The sequence below is a fragment of the Streptomyces sp. Z423-1 genome, assembly GCF_013009255.1.
GTDB lineage: Bacteria > Actinomycetota > Actinomycetes > Streptomycetales > Streptomycetaceae > Streptomyces > Streptomyces gossypiisoli.
Map to the genome: position 1 here is coordinate 9,172,367 of NZ_CP053109.1, position 22,426 is coordinate 9,194,792.

Here is a 22,426-nt window from a genome sequence, read left to right on the forward strand (position 1 = left end):
CACCCTCGTACTCCGTCCTGCCCGCACGCGGCCTGAGACCGTCGTCGTCCTGGCCCTCACGGCGGGCCTCGCGACGGCCGTCCCGGCGGCGCACGCCCAATCGGACGACGGGCGAATGGGACCCGGCCGCCGGAGCCGTACGCCAGGAGGTGAACGCCTTTATTCGCGACAGCGGGGAGTTCGAGAGCGCTCAACCCCGCAACGCCCGGGCCCAGTCCGCAGGCACCCGCCCGGCCGGTCCCGGCGCCGGCTGGTCGGCGGGATGGCTCACCGGCGGCGCCAGCTCGGGCCCGGCCTCGTACATCTGCCCCGTCGCGAAGTTCCAGAACCACTCCTCACCCGGCTCGAAACTCCGCATCAGCGGATGCCCCGTGGCCTTGTAGTGCGCGGTGGCGTGCTGGGCGGGTGAGGAGTCGCAGCAGCCAATGTGGCCGCACTGGGCGCAGCGCCGCAGATGGAACCACCACCCCCCGGCCTCGTCGCACTCCACGCACCCGGTGCCGCTGGGCGGGACGCTCGGGTCGATACCGCTGATGTCACTGGTCATGCCGACTCCTCGGAGGCCGTCTCGTCCTCGGCGGCGGTGAGCGGAAGCAGCACCTGGAACCGCGTGTCGCCCGGCACGGACTCGACCTGGAGGCTGCCGTGATGCTTGTTGACCACGATCCGCCAGGAGATATCCAGGCCGAGCCCGGTACCCTCGCCCACCGGCTTGGTGGTGAAGAAGGGGTCGAAGATACGGTCCCGGATCTCCGGCGCCACCCCGGGACCGGTGTCGCGGAACTCCACCAGCAGCCGGTCGTGGTCGAGCCCCGTGCGGACGGTCAACGCCCCTTCGCCGCCCGCGCTGTTGATCGCGGCGACCGCGTTGTCGATCAGGTTGGTCCACACCTGGTTGAGCTCCGCCGGGTAGGCGGGGATCTTCGGGAGCGTATGGTCGTAGTCCTTGACGACCTTGATCCGCTGCCCGATCTTGCCCGACAGCATCAGCAGGGTGCTGTCGAGGAGTTCGTGCACGTCGGCCATCCGGTAGGGGGCGCGGTCGAGCTGCGAGTACTGCTTCGCCGCGTCCACCAGCTGCGAGATCCGGGTCGTGGAGTCCTTGATCTCGTCCATCAGCAGCTCGGTCTCGACCGTGTAGTTGAGCCACCCGATCGCGCCCGGCAGGATCTCCTCGTCCACGGCCGCCGCCACCTGGTCCAGCCAGTCCGGGTCGAGCCCGGCCTGCACGAAGGTGGGCGCGAGCCGCCAGCCGTCGGGGATGCCGTGGTCGTCCAGCCAGTCGCTGACGGCGTCCTCACGGTCGGAGGCCTCCAGCGGACTCAACGCGGGTGCCTTGGCGACGCGTTCGGCCGTGCGCTCCTGGATCTCGATCAGATCCGCCAGCGCCTCGCGGCTGTAGGTGCCCGCGGAGATGATGCTGAGCTTGTGCCGCATCTTCGCCACCCGCTCCTGCAGCGTCGCGGTCGCCCGTACGGCCGCCGCCGCGGGGTTGTTCAGCTCGTGCGTCAGCCCGGCCGACAACGAGCCGAGCGCCAGCAGCCGTTCACGCTGGCCGACCATCCGCTGGGTGTTCTTCGCACCGAAGAAGAGCCCCTCCAGGAGGTGCACCGCCATCGGGAACCACTCCTGCATGATGCCGGCGAACGTGTCGGCGGGCAGCACGAAGAACCGGGTCGGTTCGGTCACCCGCATCGAGTTGTTGTAGACCTGCCGGACACGGTCGCCGATGTACGCCTGCATGGCCCCGGCGTACACCCCGCGCTGCGAGGTGCGGGTGACTTCCACGTCGTCCGTGCCGACCCGGCGGTACAGCACGACCGTGCCTTCGAGCATCACGTAGAAGCAGGTGGCGGGCTCGCCCTCGGTGTACACCGGCCCGGGCTCGAACCGCTGCACCTGCCCCTCCGCGCACAGCCGTCCGAGCTGCTCGGGGCTGAGCTTTTCGAACAGGAACAGGGAGCCGATCTCCTCGGCGTCGCACGGCATCGGCTGACCGCTCATGACTGCTCCAGATAGCGGTGGACGAGCATGACGGCCATGGCGCCCTCCCCGACGGCGGACGCGACCCGCTTCGCGGACTCGGCACGCGCGTCGCCCGCCACGAACACGCCGGGAACGTTGGTCTCCAGGTGGTACGGCGGCCGGTCCAGCTCCCAGTCGGCCGGCGGCCGCCCGTCGGGCGTGAGGTCGGGGCCCGCCAGGATGAACCCGCGTTCGTCGCGCAGCACCGTGCCGTCCAGCCAGTCGGTCAGCGGGGCCGCGCCGATGAACGCGAACAGCCACTGCGCGTCGACCAGTTCGGTCTGCCCGGTCGCCGCGTCGCGCAGCGTCAGCTGCTCCAGGTGCTCGGTGCCGTGCGCGGCCTCGACGACCGTGCCGCAGCGCACCGAGATGTTCGGCGCCTGCTCGATCTGCTGGATGAGGTAGTAGGACATCGACGCGGACAGCGACGGCCCGCGCACCAGCAGGGTGACGGACTTCGCGCCCCGGGCCAGGTACATCGCCGCCTGCCCGGCCGAGTTGGCGCCGCCCACGATGTACACGTCGTGGCCCTGGCAGGCCGCCGCCTCGGTCAGCGCCGAGCCGTAGTACACCCCGCAGCCGCTCAACGCGTCGCAGCCCCGCGCCTGAAGCTGCCGGTACTGCACACCGGTCGCCAGGATCACGCTGTGCGCGGCGACCGCCGAGCCGTCCGCGAACCGTACGACCCGGGCGGCCCCGCTGACCTCCAGTCCAGTCACCTCGCGCGCGGTGAGGATCTCGGCGCCGAATCTGGCCGCCTGCCGCCGCGCCCGGTCCGTGAGCTGCGCGCCCGACACGCCGTCCGGGAAGCCCAGGTAGTTCTCGATGCGCGAGCTCTGCCCGGCCTGCCCGCCGGTCGCCGACCGCTCCACGAGCACCGTCCGCAGCCCCTCCGACGCCCCGTACACGGCCGCGCCGAGCCCGGCCGGGCCGCCGCCGATGACGACCAGGTCGTAGAAGTCGGCGGTCGGTGTCGTCGCCAGCCCCACGTGGGCGGCGAGCTCGGGGGCCTCCGGCTCGACCAGCGGCGTGCCGTCCGGCGTGATCACCAGCGGCAGCCGCTGCCCGTCCGCCTCGGCGGCGGCCAGCAGCCGCAGGCCCTCGGGCTCGTCGGCCGAGTACCAGCGGTACGGCACCTGGTTGCGGGCCAGGAACTCCCGTATGTCCGTGGAGCGCGCCGACCAGCGGTGCCCGACGACCTTGGTGCTGGGCACGGGCCGGTAGTCGCTGCGCCGCCACGCGTCGAGCAGATCGTCCAGGACCGGGTAGAGCTTCTCCTCGGGCGGGTCCCACGGCTTGAGGAGGTAGTGGTCGAGATCGACGACGTTGATCGCGTCGATCGCCGCGTTGGTGTCCGCGTACGCGGTCAGCAGCACCCGTCGCGCGCCCGGATACACGTCCAGGGCCTGCTCCAGGAACTCGATGCCGTTCATCTGCGGCATCCGGTAGTCGGCCAGGATCACCGCCACCAGGTCGCCGCGCAGCTTCAGCTCGCGCAGCGCCTGCAGCGCGGACTCGCCGGACTCCGCGCGCACGATCCGGTACGACTCGCCGTAGCGCCGCCTGAGATCGCGGGCGACGGCACGGGAGACTCCCGGGTCGTCGTCCACGGTCATGATGACGGTCCGCGCTGTGTCGGCGGCCTGTGCCATACGTCTCCCACCCCGAGCGGTCGGTGCCAGTGCACGGCGGCCCCGTTGTCACCGCGCCGGCCCGGCCATCGTATGTGTGTTCGTCCGGCTTCGCTCGGGTTGGGGGAATGGCGGGGTCCGCTCAATGGTGCCGCGACCGCTCAATGGCGCCACGATCGCAGAACGCAGAACTCGTTGCCCTCCGGGTCCGTGAGCACCACCCATGTCTGCTCGCCCTGTCCGACGTCCGCGGGCCGCGCCCCGAGGGCGAGGAGGCGGGTGACCTCGGCCTCCTGGTCGTCGGGGCGGAAGTCGAGGTGCAGGCGGTTCTTGACGGACTTGCCCTCCGGCACCGGTGCGAAGAGCAGCCCCGGCAGCCGGTCCGGGGCGGGCCGGATCTCGAACTCCTCGGCCGAGTCGTTGACCACGACCCAGCCGAGCGCCTCCGCCCACCAGCTCCCCAGGGCGACCGGATCGGCGGCGTCCACGTTGACTTGCTCCCATTCGAGGCTCATGCCGGCAGCGTAGGGAAGACTGAGCGGGACGGATGTGAAAGCGACACGAGGAGGCAGCCGGATGACGCGGCCGATCACCGCAGGGGTCGACGGATCGGAGGAGAGCCTCGCCGCACTGGCCTGGGCAGGCCGCGAAGCCGTCCGGCGCGGACTGGCGCTGCGTGTGGTGCACGCCTGGCGGTACGAGCCGCACGAGGCCGTCGAGGGCGACCGGCAGACGCAGGCCCGGTGGGTGCGGGACGCCGTGGACGCGGGCGTGCGGACCGTCAGCGGGCGGTACGCCGGCCTGGAGGTGACCACCGACATCGTGGAGGCCGACGTCGTCGGCACCCTCACCGCCGCGGCGGCCGAGTCCGAGATGCTGGTGCTGGGCTCGCGCGGGCACGGCCGGGTCGTCGGCTTTCTGCTCGGCTCCGTCGGGCAGCAGGTGATCGCCGAGACGGTCCGCCCGGTCGTCCTGGTGCGGTCCGGGGACCGTGCCGCGACCGAGGTGGACGGCCGCGAGATCGTCGTCGGGCAGGAGGGCGACGCGGACGACAGCGCCGCCGCGCTGCGGTTCGCGTTCGAGACGGCCGCCGCGCGCGGGGCGACGGTGCGGGCGGTGCGGGCCTGGACGCTGCCGCCGGTGTTCGCCTACAGCCCCGGCTCGCTGAAGCTGCTCGACGAGGCGGGCGGGCCCGAGCCGTACGAGATCAAGGCGCTGGCCGAGGCGTTGCAGCCGTGGCGGGAGCGGTTCCCGGACGTGCCGGTGGTGCAGCACGTGGAGATGGGCAGCGCGGGGCAGGTGCTGCTGTCGATGGCCAGGCGCGCCCAGCTGATGGTCGTCGGCCGCCGGGCCCGCCGTACGGCCGTGGGCGCGCGGATCGGCTCGGTGGCGCACGGCGTCCTGCATCACGCGGAGTGCCCGGTGGTGGTCGTACCGCCCGCGTGAGTCAGTCGGACACCGGTGCCTCAAGCGTTTCCCGCGCCCGCGGCAGGATGTTCTCGACGTAGTCCTTGACGGCCGTGTCGATGCCGATGTCGTGCTGCGCCCGCTCGGACAGGTACCAGCGGTGTTCGAGCAGCTGGTGGTAGATCTCGGCCGGGTCCATCGTGCCGCGCAGCTCGGGCGGCACGGCGCGCACGGTCGGCCGGAACACCTCCCGCACCCAGCGGTGGGCGAGCACCTCCGGGCGGGCGGCGAGGGGGTCGCCCGGCGCGTAGTCGTCCTGGGTGGCCATCCAGCTCTCCAGGTCGTTCAGCAGCCGCCGGGCCTGGTTCTCCTCGGTGTCCAGCCCGGTCAGCCGCAGCAGCTGCCGCTGGTGGTGGCCCGCGTCGACGACCTTCGGCACGAAGGTGACCGTGTCGCCGTTCGAGGAGTGCTCGATCTGCATCTCGGCCACGTCGAAACCGAGGTCGTTCAGGCGGCGTATCCGGCGCTCTATGTAGTGGTACTGGCCCGCCGGGTAGACCGAGGTCCGGGTCAGCTCCCGCCACAGGTCGTGGTAGCGGGCGCAGATCTCCGTGCCGAACTCGATCGGGTCGACCGACGGGTGCAGCGCGCCGGACGCCTCCAGGTCGAGCAGCTCGCCGCTGATGTTGACGCGGGCGAGGTCGAGGTCGTAGTCGCGCTGGCCGTCGCTGAGGCGGGCGTGCAGCTCGCCGGTCTCGGCGTCGACGAGGTAGGCGGCGTAGGCGCCGGCGTCCCGGCGGAACAGGGTGTTGGACAGCGAGCAGTCGCCCCACGCGAACCCGGCCAGGTGCAGCCGCACCAGCAGTACCGCGAGCGCGTCCATCAGCCGGTGCATGGTCGCCGGGCGCATGGTCGTCTCGAACATCGACCGGTACGGCATCGAGCCGCCCAGATGCCGGGTGATCAGCACCGACTCCAGCGGGCCGCCGTCCGCGTCCGTGCGGCCGGTGACCACGCCGAGGGCGTCCACCGCGGGGATGCCGAGCCGGTCCAGGTCGCGCAGCAGCTCGTACTCGCGCAGGGCGGGCCGCTGCGCCAGCTCCTTGACGGCGACGACCTCGCCGCCCGCGCGGGCGTAGCGCACCACGTGCCGGGAGATACCGCGGGGCAGCGGCACGAGGTGTTCCTCCGGCCACTCCTCCAGCGGCAGGTGCCACGGCAGCTCCAGCAGGAGTGCGGGGTGCTCCGGGTTGGTGGCGCTGATCTGCAAAGCCATGGCGGGAGCCTAGACGGCCCGTTCCCCTGCCTGGCGGGCGGCGTCCCGTACGGCACCCCGGTGGACCGGCCCGTGCCCGGGCAGCAGGACGTCGGCCGCGAGGCCCTCGATCAGCTCCAGCGAGGCCAGGGCCCGGGCGCGCTCGTGGTGGAACATGTCGGGCAGCAGCTGCGGGCCCTTGATCCGCGAGGTCGCGTGGCCGCTGACCAGGGCGTCACCGGAGATCACGGCACCGGCCCCGGGCAGATGGAACACGCAGTGCCCGGCGGTGTGGCCGGGGGTGTGCACGGGCACCGGACGCCCCGGCAGATCCAGCGGGCCCGGCGCCGGGAACGGCTGGGGCGAGCTCACCGGGACGTGCGCGGTGCCGCCCGACCGGATGGCGTGCACCGCCCACGGCAGCACACCCGGACGCCAGCCGTTGCGCAGCACCCGGCCCACGGACACCTGGTGCAGGAACTCCCGGCGGGCGTGCGGTACTTCCGCCTCGTGCAGATACACCGGCGTGCCGTAGGTCTCGCGCAGATACTCCGCCGAGCCCAGGTGGTCGTTGTGGGCGTGGGTGATCAGCACCGCGGCGACCGCCTCCGGTGAGCTCCCCACCGCCGCGAGGGAGTCGAGGAGCCGCTGCCGGTCCCCGAGGTACCCGGTGTCGACCAGTGTGACGGCGTCCCCGTCCTTGAGGATCACCCAGTTCGTGTTGCTGCCGTGCACCAGGTAGGTGCCGTCGGCGACTTGCTGCACATCCGCCCGCATGATCGTCCCGCATGGTGAGGTCCGCGCCCGACGAGGGACAGCAAAGCAGATCACGACGCCGGCTTCGCCGGAGGGTCCGTCCGCATTCCGAACAGGAAGCGCGTCACCCGCGTCCGCCGCACCCCGACCTCGTACACCACGAGGATCACCGCCAGCGAAGCGGCCACGATGACCACGTACTTGACCGCCATCGGCGCATGCCAGCCCACCACCCCGTAGGCGAAGGCGACCACGACGGGCTGGTGCAGCACATACAGCGGCAGCGCCGCCAGGGCGACGTACGCTCACGCCCCCGACCTGCGACCGGACCGCGCCGCGTCCTTCCGGGGCCGGTCCAGCAGCCCCAGGATCGCCACCACCCAGCACCAGCCCGCCGCCCCGAACAGCGCCCGCGTGCACAGCGCGAACGGAGTCTGGTCGGTGAACGGGTCGTCGACCGTGAGGAACCCCGGCGCGGTCCCCGCGAACAACGCCAGCCCGAGCACGCCGACCGGCACGGCTAGACGGCGCATCGCCGCGCGGGTCCGCTCGTCGTCGGCGAGGGCGAAGCCGTAGAGGAAGAACAGCAGATACGCCCACCGGTGCCAGCCCGCGAAGCTCTCCTCCATGCCGAGCAGGGCGTTGATCGCGGCGAGCGGCAGCGCGGGCGACAGCAGCAGGAGCGGCCGGCGCGCCACCGCCGCCCCCGCACGCTCGGCGACGGACGCCAGCGGCGCCGCGACCGGGGCGAGGAGCAGACAGAAGACGAGCAGCAGGACCACGAACCACAGATGGCCGGTCTCGAAGTGCTCGCCCTCCAGGACGAAGGGGAAGTCGGCCGGGTCGGGGCGCACGTCGAAGAAGCGCGGCCAGAAGTGCCCGTACGACTCGTCGTAACCGGGGTCGGCGGCGCGCAGCCGGAGCCACTGCGGGACCGGGAGGAGCGCGAGCGTCGCGAAGACCAGCGGCACGCCGAGGCGCAGCAGACGTTCGCGGGCGAAGCCGCCGGGGCCGCGCCGGCGGATCGAGTACCGGGCGCCGAGGCCCGCGACCAGGAACAGCAGGGGCATCGCCCACACCACGCCGAACCCGACGACGACGGTCACGACATCGGTGGTCCGGGCGTTCTTGACGTAGAAGTCGTCGTCGGGGGAGAAGACCAGCGCGGCGTGGAAGAACACCAGGCCGAGCACGACGAGGGCGCGCAGGGCGTCCAGCTCACCGCGCCGTGGCCGTTCGGTCTGCGTGCCCATGGAGTCCCCCGCCCCCAGTGTGGGGGAGGGCCACGCGGGGACGACAGCGTTCCGCGGGCTCAGTTCACGCCGTGCGGGCGGAACTGGATGCTGATCCGTGGCCCCTTCGCGCGCGTGGACTTCGGTATGCAGTGCTCCCACGTCCGCTGGCAGGAGCCGCCCATCACGATCAGGTCGCCGTGCCCGAGCGGGCGCCGGACGGTCCCGCCGCCGTGCATCGGACGCAGCAGCAGGTCACGGGGTGCGCCGACGGAGAGGATCGCGACCATCGTGTCCTCGCGGGCCCCGCGCCCGATCCGGTCGCCGTGCCAGGCGACGCTGTCCCGGCCGTCGCGGTAGTAGCACAGACCCGCCGTGGCGAACGGCTCGCCCAGTTCGTCGGCGTAGTGCGCGGACAGCGCGTCCCGTGCCTCGGCCAGCACCGGGTGCGGCAGCGGGTCGTCCGCGCCGTAGTACGCCAGGAGCCGAGGTACGTCGACGACGTGGTCGTACATCGTGCGGCGCTCGGCCCGCCACGGCACCTCGGTCGCCAGCTGTTCGAACAGGGTGTCCGACCCGCTCAGCCACCCCGGCAGTACGTCGATCCAGGCGCCGGAGCCGAGCGCGATGCGGCGCAGCCCGTCGAGCGGGCCGAGCCGGACCTCGTCGGTCTGGTCGAAGAGCGAGCCCTGGAGGTGCATGGCCATGCTCTCAGCGTACCTCTGATGGGAATGTGTGTTCGATGGCGTGATGGCGTGATGGCGGGTTCGGCGGTGCGTCCACTGCAGGGCGTCGCGGCCCTATGGATACATTCCTGTATCGGATACATTCGCGTATCGAACGGAGGCCGGACATGGAGCGAACAGCCGGGCGGGTGACCAGGCGTCGCGTCCGCACGCGCGCCAATCTCCTGGACGCCGCGTTCGAGGTGTTCGCGGCCAAGGGCTTCGGGCGGGTGTCGATCGAGGAGGTCTGCGAGGCCGCCGGGTACAGCCGGGGCGCCTTCTACTCCAACTTCGCCAGCCTGGACGAGCTGTTCTTCGCCCTCTACCGGCAGCGGGCCGACCTGATCGCCAAGCAGGTCTCCGGGGCGCTGGCCCAGGACGGACCGAACCTCGACGTGCCCGCCGCCGTCGACCGGGTCACCGAGGTGCTGCTCCTCGACCTGGACTGGCTGCTGGTCAAGACCGACTTCCTGGTGCACGCGGCCCGCGACCCGGCCGTGGCACAGTCCCTGCTGGAGCACCGGGCACGGCTGCGCGGCGCGATCGCCGAACGGCTCGCCCGGGCCGTCCCCAGCCACACCGAACTGCCCGCCGTACTGGGCGACATCGACTCCGCCGCCCACGCGGTCGTCGCCGCGTACGACGGGGTCACCACCCAACTGCTGCTGGACAAGGACGTCGAGCACGCGCGCGCGTGGCTCAAGCAGCTGCTCACCGCGCTGCTGACCGACGGCAGCGGCAAGCCCGAACAGTCGGACGAACGCCGTAGGAGAAAGGGAACCTCTCGCCATGGACGCTGACGTCATAGTCGTCGGAGCCGGTCTCGCGGGCCTGGTCGCCGCGCATGAACTCACCAGCCGGGGCCGCCGGGTCGCGCTGGTCGACCAGGAGAACGCCGCCAACCTCGGCGGGCAGGCGTTCTGGTCCTTCGGCGGGCTGTTCCTCGTCGACACGCCGGAGCAGCGGCGGCTCGGCGTGAAGGACTCCTTCGACCTCGCCTGGAACGACTGGCAGGGCAGCGCCGGATTCGACCGGCTGGACGACGAGGACTCCTGGGCGGTGCGCTGGGCGCGGGCCTACGTCGAGTTCGCGGCGGGGGAGAAGCGGTCCTGGCTGGAGGGGCACGGCATCAAGTTCCTGCCCACGGTCGGCTGGGCCGAGCGCGGTGACCTGCGCGCCCACGGTCACGGCAACTCCGTGCCCCGCTTCCACATCGCCTGGGGCACGGGCACGGGGGTCGTGGAGCCGTTCGTGCGGTACGCCAGGCAGGCCGCCCGCGACGGGCTGCTGACCTTCCACCACCGCCACCGGGTCGACCGGCTCGTCATCGAGGACGGCGCCGCCCGCGGCGTACACGGCACCGTGCTGGCCGACGACAACTCCCCGCGCGGCGTCGCCTCCAACCGCGATGTCATCGGCGACTTCGAACTCACCGCCCAGGCGGTGATCGTCACCACCGGCGGCATCGGCGCCAACCACGACATCGTCCGCCGCTACTGGCCCGAACGGCTCGGCACCCCGCCCACCGAGATGGTCACCGGCGTCCCCGCCTACGTCGACGGCCGCATGCTCGACATCAGCGCCGAGGCGGGCGTACGGCTGGTCAACCGCGACCGCATGTGGCACTACACCGAGGGCCTCCAGAACTGGGACCCGATCTGGCCCGGCCACGGCATCCGGATCCTGCCCGGCCCGTCCTCGATGTGGTTCGACGCCCTCGGCCGCCGGCTGCCCGACCCCTGCCTGCCCGGCTACGACACCCTCAACACGCTCAAGTACCTGCGCACCACCGAGGACGTCGCCGGTCACGACCACTCCTGGTTCATCCTCACCCAGCGGATCATCGAGAAGGAGTTCGCGCTGTCGGGCTCCGAGCAGAACCCCGACATCACCGCCAAGGACCGCGCCGCCTTCCTGCGCGAACGCGTCCTCGGCAAGGGCGCGCCCGGCCCGGTGGCGGCGTTCCTGCGCAACGGCGCCGACTTCGTGACCGCACCCACCGTCGAACAACTCGTCGAGAAGATGAACGGCCTGACCGACAAGCCGCTCCTCGACGCCGAGGTGATACGACGTCAGATCGAGGCCCGCGACCTTCAGATCGGCAACCCTTACAGCAAGGACGCCCAGGTGCAGGGCATCCGCAACGCCCGCCGCTACATCGGCGACCGCCTCGGCCGCGTCGCCACCCCGCACCGCATCCTCGACCCGGCGGCAGGGCCCCTGATCGGCGTCAAGCTGCATGTGCTGACCCGCAAGACGCTCGGCGGCATCCAGACCGACCTGGACTCCCGCGCCCTGGGCGTCGACGGACAGCCCGTCGACGGGTTGTACGCGGCGGGCGAGGTGGCCGGCTTCGGCGGGGGCGGCGTGCACGGCTACAACGCGCTGGAGGGCACCTTCCTCGGCGGTTGCCTGTTCTCGGGCCGTGCGGCGGGGCGGGCGGCGGCCCGGCAGGCCGGCTGAGACCGGCTCGGACCCGCCTCCTCAGCACTGACCTCAGGGCTTTCCTCAGGGCGTTCCTCAGGACTGAAGGAGGCGGGCCAGCACCGCCGCGTGGCCCTGCTCCAGGTTCTTCGAGGCGGTCACCAGTGTCACGGTGCCCTTGGCCGCCAAGTCGCGCACTCGTTCCACGAGTTCGGCCGCCTCGGGCTCGGCCAGCTCCGCCTCGTACCGGCGCGCGAACTCCTCGTACGACCCCTCGCCCGCGTGATACCAGCGGCGCAGCTCGGTGGACGGCGTGATGTCCTTGGGCCACTCGTCCACGCGGGCCGCGTCCTTGGCCAGGCCGCGCGGCCACAGCCGGTCGACCAGGACCCGCACGCCGTCCTCGGACTCCGGCGGTTCGTAGACTCGGCGGACACGGACACTCATGCGGGAAGCCTTTCGACGTTTCGAACGGGGAGAGGTGTGACGGGAGCGTACGCCGGGCCAGTGGAGGGAACCGTGGAACCCGAAGGGTTCCTCACCTGTGTCGGCCAAGGTCGACACAGGAGCAGACGCACCTGCCGGTTCCTGCTGCCCGCCGCCCTGCTGCTCACGGCGTGCGGCGCCCAGGGCACGGACGCGGCGCCCGCGCACGGGCCCGTCGCTTCCGCCGAGGCCAAGGCGCCCGCGCCCAGCCCCGAGCACTCCCTCGGGAGCGCCCCACGGCAGCTGCCCGGGCTCGGCCCCGCGACCCGGGCCCAGGTGCCCGCCGAGGCACGCCAGGCCGTCGTGGTGACCGGCCGGGGCAGGGACTCCCCGGTGTCCGACGTCGTCCTGTACGAGCGCACCCCGGCCGGCTGGCAGGCGCGCAGGAGTTGGCCCGCGCACAACGCGCTGCGCGGCTGGACCGACCATCACCGGCTCGGCGACCTGCGCTCACCCATCGGTGTCTACACCCTCACCGACGCCGGCGGGCTGCTCCCCGACCCCGGGACCCGGCTGCCGTACGACCACTCGACCGGGTTCACGGCGACCGGTTCCGGCTTCGAGGGCGAGCCGCTGGCCGGCTCCTTCGACTACGTGGTCGCCATCGACTACAACCGCGAGCCCGGCACCTCGCCCCTCGACTGGACCCGGCCGCTCGGCCCCGAGCGCGGCGGCGGCGTCTGGTTCCACGTCGACCACGGCGGGCCCACCCAGGCCTGCGTCAGCCTCGGCCGGGCCCACATGAAGGAACTGCTGCGGGCGCTGGACCCCGACCGGCACCCCGTGGTCGTCATGGGCGACGCCGCCGCACTGGCCCGCTGAGCACCTTGCGACCGGTCGGCGCAGGCAACCGGAGGCCTCTCATCCGATTCCGCTCGCCCCATTCGGGTACTTCGGTCGCCGGACGCCGAGGAGGGAGGCCCGCCATGAGCGCACCGGACGACCTGCCGGTCGTACACACCCTCGCCGAGCTCGCCGGGCTGGTCGAACGGCACCAGGGCCTGTACGTCCGCTGGTCACGCGGCCCCGATGCCGACCTTCCGTCGGTCTCCAGCACCGACGACCTGACGGGCGTCCCGATGACGGGCCTGTCGGCCAATCCGCTGGACGTCGAGGAGTGGTGGGAGGGGCGGCCGGTGGAGCTGTGGGTGGCACGGAGGCTGTACGACTACGCCCATCTGCCGCACGACAAGGGGCCCGGCGTCCGCCCCTGGGTGCTCAAGGGGCGGGAGCGGGGGCGGGGGCCGGACAACGAGCCGCTGGTGGCGGATGTGCAGCCGATGCGCTGGGTGGAGCACCGGGTCATCGAGGAGGCCCGGGCGGAGGTGGAACGGCAGGAGAACACCTGGGGGCCGCTGCGGCGGACGGGCAGGTGACACCCCGGCCCGTGTCCGGTGCGCCGGGTCCGGTCCGCGCCGCCCTCGCCCGGCCGTCACCCCGTACGCAGTGCCCGCGCGGCCGCCGCCGTCACCGCCTGCGCCACCGCCGCCAGCGCGGGCGAGTCCAGCTTCCACTGCTGCCAGTACAGCGGTACGTCCACCGCCCGGTCGGGCGCCAGGTGGACCAGGCGGCCCGAGGCCAGCAGCGGCTCGGCCTGGACCTCCGGGACCAGGCCCCAGCCGAGGCCCGCGGCGACGGCCTCGACGAAGCCGTCCGAGGTGGGCACGAAGTGCCGTACCGCGCTCGCGCCGCCGCTGCCGCGCCGCAGCCGGCGGACGAACGCGTCCTGGAGGTCGTCCCGCCGGTCGAAGACCACGACCGGCGCGTCCGGGAGCCGGTCGTGCAGCGGCCCGTCCAGATGCCGCTCGGCGAAGTCGGGGCGGGCCGCGGCGACGTACCGCATGATGCCCAGCGCCCGCACCGAGCAGCCCGGCACGGGCACCGACGACGACGTCACCGCGGCCATCACCAGGCCCTCGCGCAGCAGTGCCGCCGTGTGGTCCTGGTCCTCGCGGCGCAACTCGAAGCAGAGCCGCAGCTCCTCGGGGACCCGGGTGAGCGCCGGGAGGAACCAGGTCGCCAGCGAGTCCGAGTTCACCGCGACGGACACCCGGGTCGCCTCCCCGGCACCGCTCATCCCGAGGTCGGCGCGCGCGTCCAGCTCCAGCCGGGCCAGCTGACGCGCCAGCCGCACCACGACCTCGCCGGACTCCGTCGGACGTACCGGCTTGGTCCGCATCAGCAGGATCCGCCCGGTGCGCTGCTCCAGGGCCTTGACCCGCTGACTGACCGCGGACGGCGTCACGTGCAGTGCGGCGGCGGCCGCTTCGAAGGTGCCCTCGTCGACGACCGCCAGCAGGGTCCGCACCTGGTCGAGGGGAAGCTCCGTCATCACCGTGCCCGTTCCGTCAGCATTACCTGCGCTAAGGGTACGTAAGAATCTTTAGCTGTACCTACGGTGATCGCCTCCGTAGCGTCGATGGCATGTCCCACGCTCTCTCCGCCGCGGCCGCCGGATTCGGCACCGGCCTCACGCTCATCGTCGCCATCGGCGCCCAGAACGCCTTCGTCCTGCGTCAGGGGGTTCGCCGGGAGGCGGTCCTCGCCGTGGTCGGCATCTGCGCGCTCTCCGACGCCGCCCTGATCGCCCTCGGGGTCGGCGGGGTCGGCGCGGTGGTGGTGGCCTGGCCGGGCGCCCTGACCGTGGTGGGCTGGATCGGCGGCGCCTTCCTGCTCTGCTACGGCGCCCTGGCCGCCCGGCGGGTCGTGAAACCCCAGGGAGCGCTGCGGACGGAGGGGGACACCGCCGGGTCGCGTCGGCGGGCGGTGCTCACCTGTCTGGCGATGACCTGGCTCAACCCGCACGTCTACCTGGACACCGTCTTCCTGCTGGGCTCGCTCGCCGCCGACCAGGGCGCGCTGCGCTGGACGTTCGGGATCGGCGCCGCGACGGCCAGCCTGTGCTGGTTCGCCGCGCTCGGCTTCGGCGCCCGGCTCCTCGGCCGCTGGCTCACCAAACCGGCCGCCTGGCGGGTGCTGGACGGACTGGTCGCGGCGACCATGATCGCCCTCGGGGTCATGCTCATCGCCGGGAGCTGAGCCCGGGCGCTTCCACAGGGCCTGCGATAGTGATCGCCGGTTCCGACAGATGTAACGAGCAACCGGGAAGCGCGTGGAAACGAGCGAGAGCAGCACCGGGCACCCCGCAGAGGATCCCGGCCCGGCCCGGCCGCCCCGGCGCGGGTGGCGGCGCTGGGCGATGGACACCCGCCCCCTGCGCCGCCCGGCGTACCGCCGGCTGTGGGCCTCGACCGTCGTCACGGCGGTCGGCAGCCAGCTGACGGCGGTCGCCGTGCCCAAGCAGATCTACGACATCACCGGCTCCTCGGCCTGGGTCGGCTACGCGAGCCTCGCCGGTCTGCTGCCGCTGGTGGTGTTCGCGCTGTGGGGCGGTGCGGTCGCCGACAGCATGGACCGCCGCAAGCTGCTGCTGATCACCAACAGCGGCATAGCCGTCACCTCGGTGCTTTTCTGGCTCCAGGCCGCCACCGGCCTCGACTCGGTCGCCGTCCTGATGGTGCTGCTCGCCGCCCAGCAGGCCTTCTTCGGCCTGAACGCCCCGGCCCGCAGTGCCTCCATCGCCCGGCTGGTCCCCGAGCACGAACTGGCCGCCGCCAATGCTCTCGGCTCGACCGTCATGCAGACCGGCCTGGTCGCCGGGCCGCTGCTCGCCGGTGCCCTCATCCCGGTCATCGGCCTGCCCGAGCTGTATCTGATCGACGCCCTGGCGCTGTGCTTCGCCGTCTGGGCGGTGCTGCGGCTGCCCGCGCTGCCGCCGCTCGCGGCCACGGTGACGCGGCGCGCCGGGGTACGGGAGATCGTGGCCGGCTTCCGCTACATCGCGTTGCACAAGGTGCTGCTGCTGTCCTTCCTCGCCGACGTGGTGGCGATGGTCCTCGGCATGCCCCGCGCCCTGTTCCCGCAACTCGCCGCGCAGACGTACGCCCCCTACGGCGAGGGCCTCGCCCTCGGTCTGCTGTTCGCGGCGATCCCGATCGGCGCGGTGGCGGGCGGACTGTTCTCCGGCACCTTCTCGCGGGCGCGGCGGCACGGCTGGATGGTGATCGGCGCGGTCGTCGCCTGGGGCGTCGCCGTCACCGGCTTCGGGCTGAGCGCCAGTCTGTGGGTCGCCGTGGCCTTCCTGGCCGCCGCCGGTGTCGCCGACATGGTCTCGATGGTGTTCCGCGGCGCGATCCTGCTGTCCGCCGCCACCGACGAGATGCGCGGCCGGATGCAGGGCGTCTTCACGGTCGTCGTCGCGGGCGGCCCCCGGCTCGCCGACGCCCTGCACGGCACGGCCGGCTCGGCCTTCGGCGCCCGCACGGCCGTCGTGGGCGGCGGCGTGCTGGTCGTCGCCGTGATGCTGACCCTGGCCGCGGCGGTACCGGACCTGCGGCGGTACCGCGTCTGACCGAGCCCTAGTGGCTGCCGCCGCGCCGGTGCATCGTGTACTGCTCCATCAGCTGGCCGCGGGTCATCTCCAGCCGGTACGCGAGGATCTCGGCGACGATCCGGACCAGCGACATGCCGAGCTGCGGGTCCTGCTCGCACAGCGCGAGCACCGGCCCCGCCTCGAACTCGTAGGCGCGCACGGGGCTGAAGGCCTCCGCGCCGAAGTCCCACTGGTGCGGCGGGAACAGCCACGACCAGCCCAGCAGATCGCCCGCGCCGAGGCTGGCCACGGTCACCCGCTGTACGGACGTCACCTGCTGGTCGAGGGAGACCGCGCCCGAGCGGATCACCCAGAAGCGGTCGGCCGTGCCGCCCGCCTCGAAGATCCGGCTGTCCTCGGGGAAGGACACCTCCCGCGCCAGCGTCATCAGGCGCTCTCGCTGCGGCGGAGGCAGGGCGGGCAGCAGTTTCGTCGCTCTGGTCATGGCGCAAGGCTCCTCGCCGGCGGTCGGACCCGGTGCTGTTCCTATGCCCATTTCAGCGGCTCCGGGCGCACGGAGCACGTTGGCGCATGGAAAAGCCCTGGCTGGACGGGGGAAGCCAGCCAGGGCCGTTGGGGGGTGGTGTACGGAGGAGGAGGTCGTCGACCCCGTCACCACGTATGTATGAACGATAAACCATCTGGAGGTGTGTTACCCACCCGTAGGCCGGTCACGTGACCTGTTTCACTTCGCTGTCCTCGCGCATGTGAGGTCATCGCTCTGCCACCACCCGGACCGTGTCCAGCTGAGGGTCGCTGGGGTCGGGGATGTTGATCATCTCGGCGGCGACCCGACCGGCCGCCGAGGACACGGGCACGTCCTGCGTCGGGCCGAATTGAGCAGCTCGCCGGTCGTCTCCGGGTCGGTCGGTCGGATGCGCCTCGATGTCCCGGTGCTCGCGCAGCCAGTCCGCGGCCTGGAACCCGGTGATCCCGAGCCCCGTCGACGTCGACGTCGATGACGACGGGCAGCGGGTCGAAGTCGTCGGCCAGGCCCGGCCCGCAGGAGTCGGCGGGGTCGTTCACGTCCAGCCCGTCGATCGCCTCGACGGCGGCCCGGACGTCCGCCGCGAGGTCCTCGGCGGCGCCCAAGAGCTCCCGCCCGCGCAGCGCCATCTGGCGGCGCCGGCCGCCCGGTCCGGCATGGATCAGCACCGACGGGCTGGTCGTGCTGAGCAGCCCGGGGCGCAGCCTCAGCGACTCGGGCGCCACCAGGCCGCCCTGCGGAAGGAACACCGCCCGGATGGAACGGCAGATGCGCGCCCCACGCCACGTCCACGATCAGCGGGACCGAGCGCCGGTGACAGACCTCGGCGATCGCCCGCAGGTCCGCGCAACCGCCGTACGGCGTCGGACTGGTGACCAGCGCGCCCTTGGCCTCCGGATATTCGGCGAACGCCCGGGCGAACTCCTCGGCGGACGGCGGATGCGCCAGACGCCGCTCCGGGTCCCAGCGGGGCTCGGACCCGGACTTGTGGGCGTCCCGCTCGATCAGCAGCTTGCGGACCCGCGACGGCCGACATCGCCGCCATCACGGACAGGGAACTACCGAACGTCGTGAACAAGGTGGGGTCGGCGTGCACCGCGTCGGCCATCAGCTCCTCGGCCCGCACCCGCACCCGGCCCCGGCCCAGCCGGTCGTCCAGACCGCCCGACGCCGGCACGTCACCGAGGAACACCGCGTCCCCCAGCACATCGCGCACGGCGGGGTCTGCGCCCCGGGCCTGCTTGTGCCCGGGCCGGGTGAACGACAACCGCCCCGTACGGCGGTACTCGGCGAGGGCTTCCAGCACGGGTGCTCTGGTGTGATCGACGGACATGGGGGGACGGGTTCCCGGCACCCCGGCCGGCCATCCGGCCGCCCGGTGACCGGTCAGCCCACCTCGGCGTGCCGGCCGGGCGTCAGGATCTCGTCCAGCACCCTGAGCACCGCCTCGTAGGCCAGCCGCCGCACCGCAGCCTCACGGGCTCCGGCCGGGTCCGTCGGCTCCAGGGCCTCACTGCGCGCCCGCCACGAGCGTTCCTCCTGTTCCGCGCACGCCCGGCCGCGCTGGATGCGCCGCAACAGCTCGTCTGAGTCCACGACATCGGTCATGTTCTCCACCTACCCCCGTGTCCGGCATCGATGGCCGGGGCGCGGGTTTGGTGTGGCCCAAGGGGGTGAGCCGACTAGGGCGTGTTTCGAAAGTAGCGTCGTCCGCCCGGAGGGCGAGGCCCGCGGCGTCTGGTGCGGTGCATCGCAAGGCGGAGGGTCGCCCGCGTACTGGGCGTACGCGGGCGACCCCGACAACGCAGCGAGGCGCCGTGCCAGGCGTCGCGGGCCAGACGGGACTTTCGAAACACGCCCTAATACGGGCAGCGCCGGACAGAGCCGTTTCTTTCCACTCAGTGGTTGCTCCACGAGTCGATCAGTCAGGGAGCTGAGAAGTGAGCGCGCAACAGTGGACCGCACCCGAAGGCGAACCGGCCGGACAGGTCCGGCCCGGCCGAGGTGGAGGGTGCCGTCCGGCCGATGTCCGCCGGGCGGTGCGGCACGCGGTGGCGGGGCGATGCCGGGCCACCGGCAACCCCTGCGACGAGGAAAGGCTCTCGGACGCGCTCCTCGTCGCCTCGGAACTGACCACCAACGCCATCCTGCACGGCGGTGGCATCACCGGCGTCGACGTCGATGTCGTCGGGCACGAGGTGCGGGTCTCCGTGAGCGACCGCAGCGACCGGCTGCCGGTGGTCGTCGCGCCGGTCGACGAGGAGGGGCGACGGCGGACCGGAGGACGCGGCTGGCCGATCGTCTGCCGGCTGGCATGCGACGTCCGGGTGGCCGACCTGCCCACGGGCGGCAAGCGCATCACCGCGGCGGTGCCCGTTTTCTGAGCGACTTTCGGATGCCCGGAGTTTGTTGCTCCGGCTCCAGGGCAGACGCAGTTTCGTGCTTCGGACCGGAGGCGCGCCAGCGGGGAGCGGTATGCGCTCCGGGGCCTCCGGGTGATCGGGGCCGGCACCCTTCCCGCGGACAGTCCCTGAAGTCCCTGAAAAGACAGTTCAGGAGCGATTCCGCATGCTCATCGACATGTCGACAAGCCGTCCCGGCACGCCCGACTCCTCCGCCTCGCCCGCGCACGCCCGGCGGCGCCACGACGACGCTCCCGAGACCGCCGACCTCTTCGCCCGTCTGCACGCCCTGGAGGACGGCCCCGAGCGCGACGCCGTGCGGGACGAACTCGTCGCCGCGTGGCTGCCCATGGCCCACCGCATCGCCGGCCGGTTCCGCGACCGGGGCGAGTCCCTGGAGGACCTCCGCCAGGTGGCGGCACTCGGGCTGGTCAAGGCGATCGACCGGTACGACCCCACCCGCGGCGCCTTCGAGAGCTACGCCGTGCCCACCATCACCGGGGAGGTCAAGCGGCACTTCCGGGACCGGATGTGGGCGCTGCGCGTGCCGCGCCGGGTCCAGGAACTGCGCAACAAGGTGCGGCTGGCCCGCCGGGAACTGACCCAGAACCCGGGCGCGCCGGAGCCCACCGTCGCCGACATGGCCGCGCACACGGGGCTGACCGAGGACGAGGTGAGCACGGGCGTGGAGGCGCTGGAGAGCTTCAGCACGCTGTCGCTGGACGCCGAACTCTCCTCCGACGACGACGGATACAGCCTCGCGGACACCCTCGGCGCGCCGGACGGTTCGTACGACGTGGTGGTCGACCGCGAGTCCGCCAAGCAGAGCCTGCGCAACCTGCCGGAGCGTGAGCGGGCCATCCTCTACATGCGCTTCTTCGAGGACATGACACAGAGCCGCATCGCCGACCGGCTCGGCATCTCCCAGATGCACGTCTCCCGCCTCATCAGCCGCAGCTGCGCCCGCGTCCGCGACGAGGCCCTCGGCCACCGCCCGCCCGGCTCCGCGGCGGCCTGACGGGCCAGGCCCACCGACCGGGCCCCGCGATGGAACGGGGCCCGCTCGGGGGTGGCGGGGTAGCAGTGCCAGAACCTTCGCCCCCCCGTCACCCCTGCACCGGCCCCGCCCCCTCCACATGCGCCCGTACCTGCTCGGGCGTCAGGTACGAGTCCGTGTACTCGGAGTCCTTGAGTTTCGCCGGGCGGCGGGCCTGGAAGCCGGTGCGGACGAAATCGTCGCCGGCCACCGCGTTGAGCAGCCAGTTGGTCATGACGCGGGTCTTGGCGACGTTGGTGCGCAGCGCCCCCCAGTGGTAGCCGCGGGCGACGGCCTGGGCGGGCAGTCCGTGCAGTTCGATGCCGAGGGGTTTGGAGACCGCGTCGCGGCCGCCGAGGTCCACGACCAGGCCCAGGTCCTTGTGGACGTACGGCTGCATCGGCTGGTTGCGCAGCGTCGCGATGACGTTGTCGGCGACCCTCTTGCCCTGCCGCATCGCGTGCTGCGCCGTCGGCGGGCAGATCGCCCCCTCCTCGTCCTTGGCCCGGTCGGGCACCGCCGCGGCGTCGCCCACCGCGAACACCCCGTCGTGGCCCGGCAGGTTCATCTCGGAGGCGACCGCGAGCCGCCCCCGTACCGTCTCCGCGCCCAGCGTGGCGATGAGGGGGCTGGCCACGACGCCCGCCGTCCAGATCAGCGTGCGCGTGGGCACCACCCGGCCGTCCGTGAAGGTCACCTCATGCGGGCCCGCCTGCTTGATCGACACGCCGAGCGAGACCTCGATACCGCGCCGGCGCAGCACCTCCTGGGCGCTGCGCCCCAGCTTCTCGCCCAGTTCGGGCATCAGCTTGGGCGCGATGTCGATCAGATGCCACCTGATCAGGCGCGGATCCAGCCGGGGATAGCGCTTGACGGCGTTGCGCGTCAGACGCTGCAGACAGGCCGCCGTCTCCGTGCCCGCGTAGCCCCCGCCCACCACGACGAACTGCAGCCGCGAGGTCCGCTCGGCCGGGTCGTGGCTGGCGTCGGCGAGGTCCAGCTGCGAGATGACGTGGTCGCGGATGTAGGCGGCCTCGGCCAGCGTCTTCATCCCGAAGGCGTTGTCGACGAGCCCCGGGATGTCGAACGTCCGCGTGACGCTCCCCGGCGCCAGCACGATGTAGTCGTACCGCTCGTTGACGATCTCGTCGGTGATCGTGCGGATCACACAGATCTTGGCCTTCAGGTCGACGCCGATCGCCCCGCCCGGGATGATCCGCGTGCGGTACTTGCGGCTGCGGCGCAGGGACAGCGCGATCGACTGCGGCGTGAGCACCCCGGAGGCGACCTGGGGGAGCAGCGGAAGATACAGCTGGTAGGAGTACGGCGTCACCAGAGTGACCGAGGCCTCGTCGGGGGCGAGGCGGCGTTCCAGGCGCCGTACGCACCCCACTCCCGCGAAGCCCGCGCCCACCACCAGGATCCTGGGTCGTGTCACGATGTCCATCCCTTCCGCGGTTCGGGCGGTCTGCCTCGACGCCGTGCGCGTGCCCCTGGATCGTGGCTTCGCACCTCATCGATCCCACCGTGCCCGCAGCCGCTGCGCCAGTCGGACACGGCAGGCAGACGAACAGGTGGACCACCAGCATGCACGCCCCGGCCGCGATCCGGGGCGGCGCTCACCTCCGCATCGGCCCTTTCAAGCGGCCCGCCGCCCGCCGAATGCCACCGGGCGGCGGGGGTAGTTGGTGCTGTGGAACACCGGCGTGAAGGAGGAGTCATCAGCGTGACCATCGACAGAATCTGGTCGTACGCACCGGGCACCGGCCACGTCGAGGGACAGGACCTCACGGGGTTCACCGTCGACGGCACGGACGGCACGCTCGGCCGCGTGGACCGGCTGGCCGACCCGCACGGCATGAGTCATCTGGTCGTGGACACGGGCGTCTGGGTGTTCGGCAGGAGTGTCCTGGTCCCGGTGGGCCTGGTCACCGGCATCGACACCGAGCACCGTACGGTCTCGCTGGCCTGCACCAAGTCGGAGGTCAAGGCGGCCCCGCGCTTTCGCACCGACAGCGAGACCCTCGACCCGCACTATCTGACGACGGTCGGTGACTACTACACCCACCTGCCGCCGGGCGAGCCGAGTACCGCCTGACCGACAGTGCCGAGCAGCGGGCGCGGAACA

The 22,426-nt window shown here is 72.4% G+C and carries 24 protein-coding genes and 1 pseudogene; 10 read left to right on the forward strand and 15 right to left on the reverse strand.

The features are described from left to right. Positions 1 to 190: 190 nt before the first annotated feature. The 4 genes from HJD23_RS41695 to HJD23_RS41710 all read right to left on the reverse strand — a co-directional run bounded on the left by HJD23_RS41695 (position 191) and on the right by HJD23_RS41710 (position 4,171). Complete coding sequence (locus HJD23_RS41695) at positions 191 to 547, reverse strand: UBP-type zinc finger domain-containing protein (protein WP_171116008.1); 357 nt, start codon at positions 545 to 547, stop codon at positions 191 to 193. Further along, on the reverse strand, positions 544 to 2,004 hold the full coding sequence (locus HJD23_RS41700) for an ATP-binding protein (RefSeq protein WP_171116010.1): 1,461 nt from the start codon (positions 2,002 to 2,004) through the stop codon (positions 544 to 546). Before HJD23_RS41700 ends, HJD23_RS41695 begins: the two co-directional genes overlap by 4 nt. Further along, complete coding sequence (locus HJD23_RS41705) at positions 2,001 to 3,677, reverse strand: FAD-dependent oxidoreductase (RefSeq protein WP_171116011.1); 1,677 nt, start codon at positions 3,675 to 3,677, stop codon at positions 2,001 to 2,003. Before HJD23_RS41705 ends, HJD23_RS41700 begins: the two co-directional genes overlap by 4 nt. Positions 3,678 to 3,817: 140 nt before the next feature. Further along, positions 3,818 to 4,171 (reverse strand): VOC family protein, encoded by a 354-nt coding sequence (locus HJD23_RS41710; RefSeq protein ID WP_171116014.1) that lies wholly within the window; start codon positions 4,169 to 4,171, stop codon positions 3,818 to 3,820. 61 nt (positions 4,172 to 4,232) lie between these two features. Between HJD23_RS41710 and HJD23_RS41715 the strand changes: the two genes are divergently transcribed. Further along, positions 4,233 to 5,102, forward strand: a complete 870-nt coding sequence (locus tag HJD23_RS41715) for a universal stress protein (protein WP_171116016.1) — start codon at positions 4,233 to 4,235, stop codon at positions 5,100 to 5,102. A gap of 1 nt (position 5,103) precedes the next feature. Here the strand turns inward: HJD23_RS41715 and HJD23_RS41720 are convergent, their stop codons facing one another. From HJD23_RS41720 to HJD23_RS41735, 5 genes are read right to left on the reverse strand one after another with little or no spacing between them, the layout of a single operon-like run. Next, complete coding sequence (locus HJD23_RS41720; protein WP_171116018.1) at positions 5,104 to 6,339, reverse strand: DUF4032 domain-containing protein; 1,236 nt, start codon at positions 6,337 to 6,339, stop codon at positions 5,104 to 5,106. 9 nt (positions 6,340 to 6,348) lie between these two features. Further along, positions 6,349 to 7,095, reverse strand: a complete 747-nt coding sequence (locus HJD23_RS41725; RefSeq protein WP_171116020.1) for an MBL fold metallo-hydrolase — start codon at positions 7,093 to 7,095, stop codon at positions 6,349 to 6,351. Between the two features lie 50 nt (positions 7,096 to 7,145). After that, on the reverse strand, positions 7,146 to 7,328 hold the full coding sequence (locus tag HJD23_RS45120; RefSeq protein ID WP_346770329.1) for a hypothetical protein: 183 nt from the start codon (positions 7,326 to 7,328) through the stop codon (positions 7,146 to 7,148). A 51-nt stretch (positions 7,329 to 7,379) separates the two neighbouring features. Beyond that, positions 7,380 to 8,327, reverse strand: a complete 948-nt coding sequence (locus HJD23_RS41730; RefSeq protein ID WP_346770330.1) for an acyltransferase — start codon at positions 8,325 to 8,327, stop codon at positions 7,380 to 7,382. Positions 8,328 to 8,386: 59 nt separating this feature from the next. Next, positions 8,387 to 9,013, reverse strand: coding sequence for an alpha-ketoglutarate-dependent dioxygenase AlkB (locus HJD23_RS41735; protein ID WP_171116022.1), 627 nt, complete (start codon positions 9,011 to 9,013; stop codon positions 8,387 to 8,389). Positions 9,014 to 9,159: 146 nt separating this feature from the next. Between HJD23_RS41735 and HJD23_RS41740 the strand changes: the two genes are divergently transcribed. Continuing rightward, complete coding sequence (locus HJD23_RS41740; protein WP_171116024.1) at positions 9,160 to 9,831, forward strand: TetR/AcrR family transcriptional regulator; 672 nt, start codon at positions 9,160 to 9,162, stop codon at positions 9,829 to 9,831. Beyond that, a complete protein-coding gene (locus HJD23_RS41745) occupies positions 9,821 to 11,494 on the forward strand; it encodes an FAD-binding dehydrogenase (protein ID WP_171116026.1) in 1,674 nt (557 codons plus the stop codon). The genes HJD23_RS41740 and HJD23_RS41745 overlap by 11 nt, the downstream gene beginning before the upstream one ends. A 57-nt stretch (positions 11,495 to 11,551) precedes the next feature. On the opposite strand, the gene HJD23_RS41750 is transcribed toward HJD23_RS41745, so the two are convergent. Beyond that, a complete protein-coding gene (locus tag HJD23_RS41750) occupies positions 11,552 to 11,902 on the reverse strand; it encodes a DUF488 family protein (protein ID WP_171116028.1) in 351 nt (116 codons plus the stop codon). Positions 11,903 to 11,974: 72 nt separating this feature from the next. Here HJD23_RS41750 and HJD23_RS41755 point away from each other — a divergent pair, with 72 nt between their 5' ends. Both HJD23_RS41755 and HJD23_RS41760 read left to right on the forward strand, forming a co-directional pair. Then, on the forward strand, positions 11,975 to 12,763 hold the full coding sequence (locus HJD23_RS41755) for a hypothetical protein (RefSeq protein WP_240980942.1): 789 nt from the start codon (positions 11,975 to 11,977) through the stop codon (positions 12,761 to 12,763). A 104-nt stretch (positions 12,764 to 12,867) separates the two neighbouring features. After that, positions 12,868 to 13,317, forward strand: a complete 450-nt coding sequence (locus HJD23_RS41760) for a DUF6098 family protein (protein ID WP_171116030.1) — start codon at positions 12,868 to 12,870, stop codon at positions 13,315 to 13,317. Between the two features lie 56 nt (positions 13,318 to 13,373). Here the strand turns inward: HJD23_RS41760 and HJD23_RS41765 are convergent, their stop codons facing one another. Then, complete coding sequence (locus HJD23_RS41765) at positions 13,374 to 14,273, reverse strand: LysR family transcriptional regulator ArgP (RefSeq protein WP_171116032.1); 900 nt, start codon at positions 14,271 to 14,273, stop codon at positions 13,374 to 13,376. 92 nt (positions 14,274 to 14,365) lie between these two features. Here HJD23_RS41765 and HJD23_RS41770 point away from each other — a divergent pair, with 92 nt between their 5' ends. Together HJD23_RS41770 and HJD23_RS41775 are read left to right on the forward strand one after the other, a co-directional pair. Beyond that, positions 14,366 to 14,980 carry a LysE/ArgO family amino acid transporter gene (locus HJD23_RS41770; protein ID WP_171116034.1) on the forward strand — a complete coding sequence of 205 codons (615 nt, stop codon included), beginning with the start codon at positions 14,366 to 14,368 and terminating at the stop codon, positions 14,978 to 14,980. Between the two features lie 73 nt (positions 14,981 to 15,053). Further along, the gene (locus HJD23_RS41775) at positions 15,054 to 16,352 is read left to right on the forward strand and encodes an MFS transporter (protein WP_240980943.1); all 1,299 of its coding nucleotides are present in this window, start codon (positions 15,054 to 15,056) and stop codon (positions 16,350 to 16,352) included. 7 nt (positions 16,353 to 16,359) lie between these two features. On the opposite strand, the gene HJD23_RS41780 is transcribed toward HJD23_RS41775, so the two are convergent. From HJD23_RS41780 to HJD23_RS41790, 3 genes and pseudogenes are all read right to left on the reverse strand, one after another. Then, on the reverse strand, positions 16,360 to 16,818 hold the full coding sequence (locus HJD23_RS41780) for a cyclic nucleotide-binding domain-containing protein (RefSeq protein WP_171116036.1): 459 nt from the start codon (positions 16,816 to 16,818) through the stop codon (positions 16,360 to 16,362). 268 nt (positions 16,819 to 17,086) lie between these two features. Next, positions 17,087 to 18,193: pseudogene (locus HJD23_RS41785) on the reverse strand (ornithine decarboxylase). A 53-nt stretch (positions 18,194 to 18,246) separates the two neighbouring features. Further along, complete coding sequence (locus HJD23_RS41790; RefSeq protein WP_171116038.1) at positions 18,247 to 18,468, reverse strand: hypothetical protein; 222 nt, start codon at positions 18,466 to 18,468, stop codon at positions 18,247 to 18,249. Positions 18,469 to 18,800: 332 nt separating this feature from the next. Between HJD23_RS41790 and HJD23_RS41795 the strand changes: the two genes are divergently transcribed. Both HJD23_RS41795 and HJD23_RS41800 read left to right on the forward strand, forming a co-directional pair. After that, positions 18,801 to 19,244 (forward strand): ATP-binding protein, encoded by a 444-nt coding sequence (locus tag HJD23_RS41795; protein WP_171116040.1) that lies wholly within the window; start codon positions 18,801 to 18,803, stop codon positions 19,242 to 19,244. Positions 19,245 to 19,428: 184 nt separating this feature from the next. Next, positions 19,429 to 20,280: a SigB/SigF/SigG family RNA polymerase sigma factor gene (locus HJD23_RS41800; protein ID WP_171116042.1), complete on the forward strand. Its 852-nt coding sequence runs from the start codon at positions 19,429 to 19,431 to the stop codon at positions 20,278 to 20,280. An 88-nt stretch (positions 20,281 to 20,368) separates the two neighbouring features. On the opposite strand, the gene HJD23_RS41805 is transcribed toward HJD23_RS41800, so the two are convergent. Further along, positions 20,369 to 21,745 carry an NAD(P)/FAD-dependent oxidoreductase gene (locus tag HJD23_RS41805; protein ID WP_171116044.1) on the reverse strand — a complete coding sequence of 459 codons (1,377 nt, stop codon included), beginning with the start codon at positions 21,743 to 21,745 and terminating at the stop codon, positions 20,369 to 20,371. 279 nt (positions 21,746 to 22,024) lie between these two features. Here HJD23_RS41805 and HJD23_RS41810 point away from each other — a divergent pair, with 279 nt between their 5' ends. Then, a complete protein-coding gene (locus tag HJD23_RS41810) occupies positions 22,025 to 22,396 on the forward strand; it encodes a PRC-barrel domain containing protein (protein WP_171116046.1) in 372 nt (123 codons plus the stop codon). Positions 22,397 to 22,426: the final 30 nt, after the last annotated feature.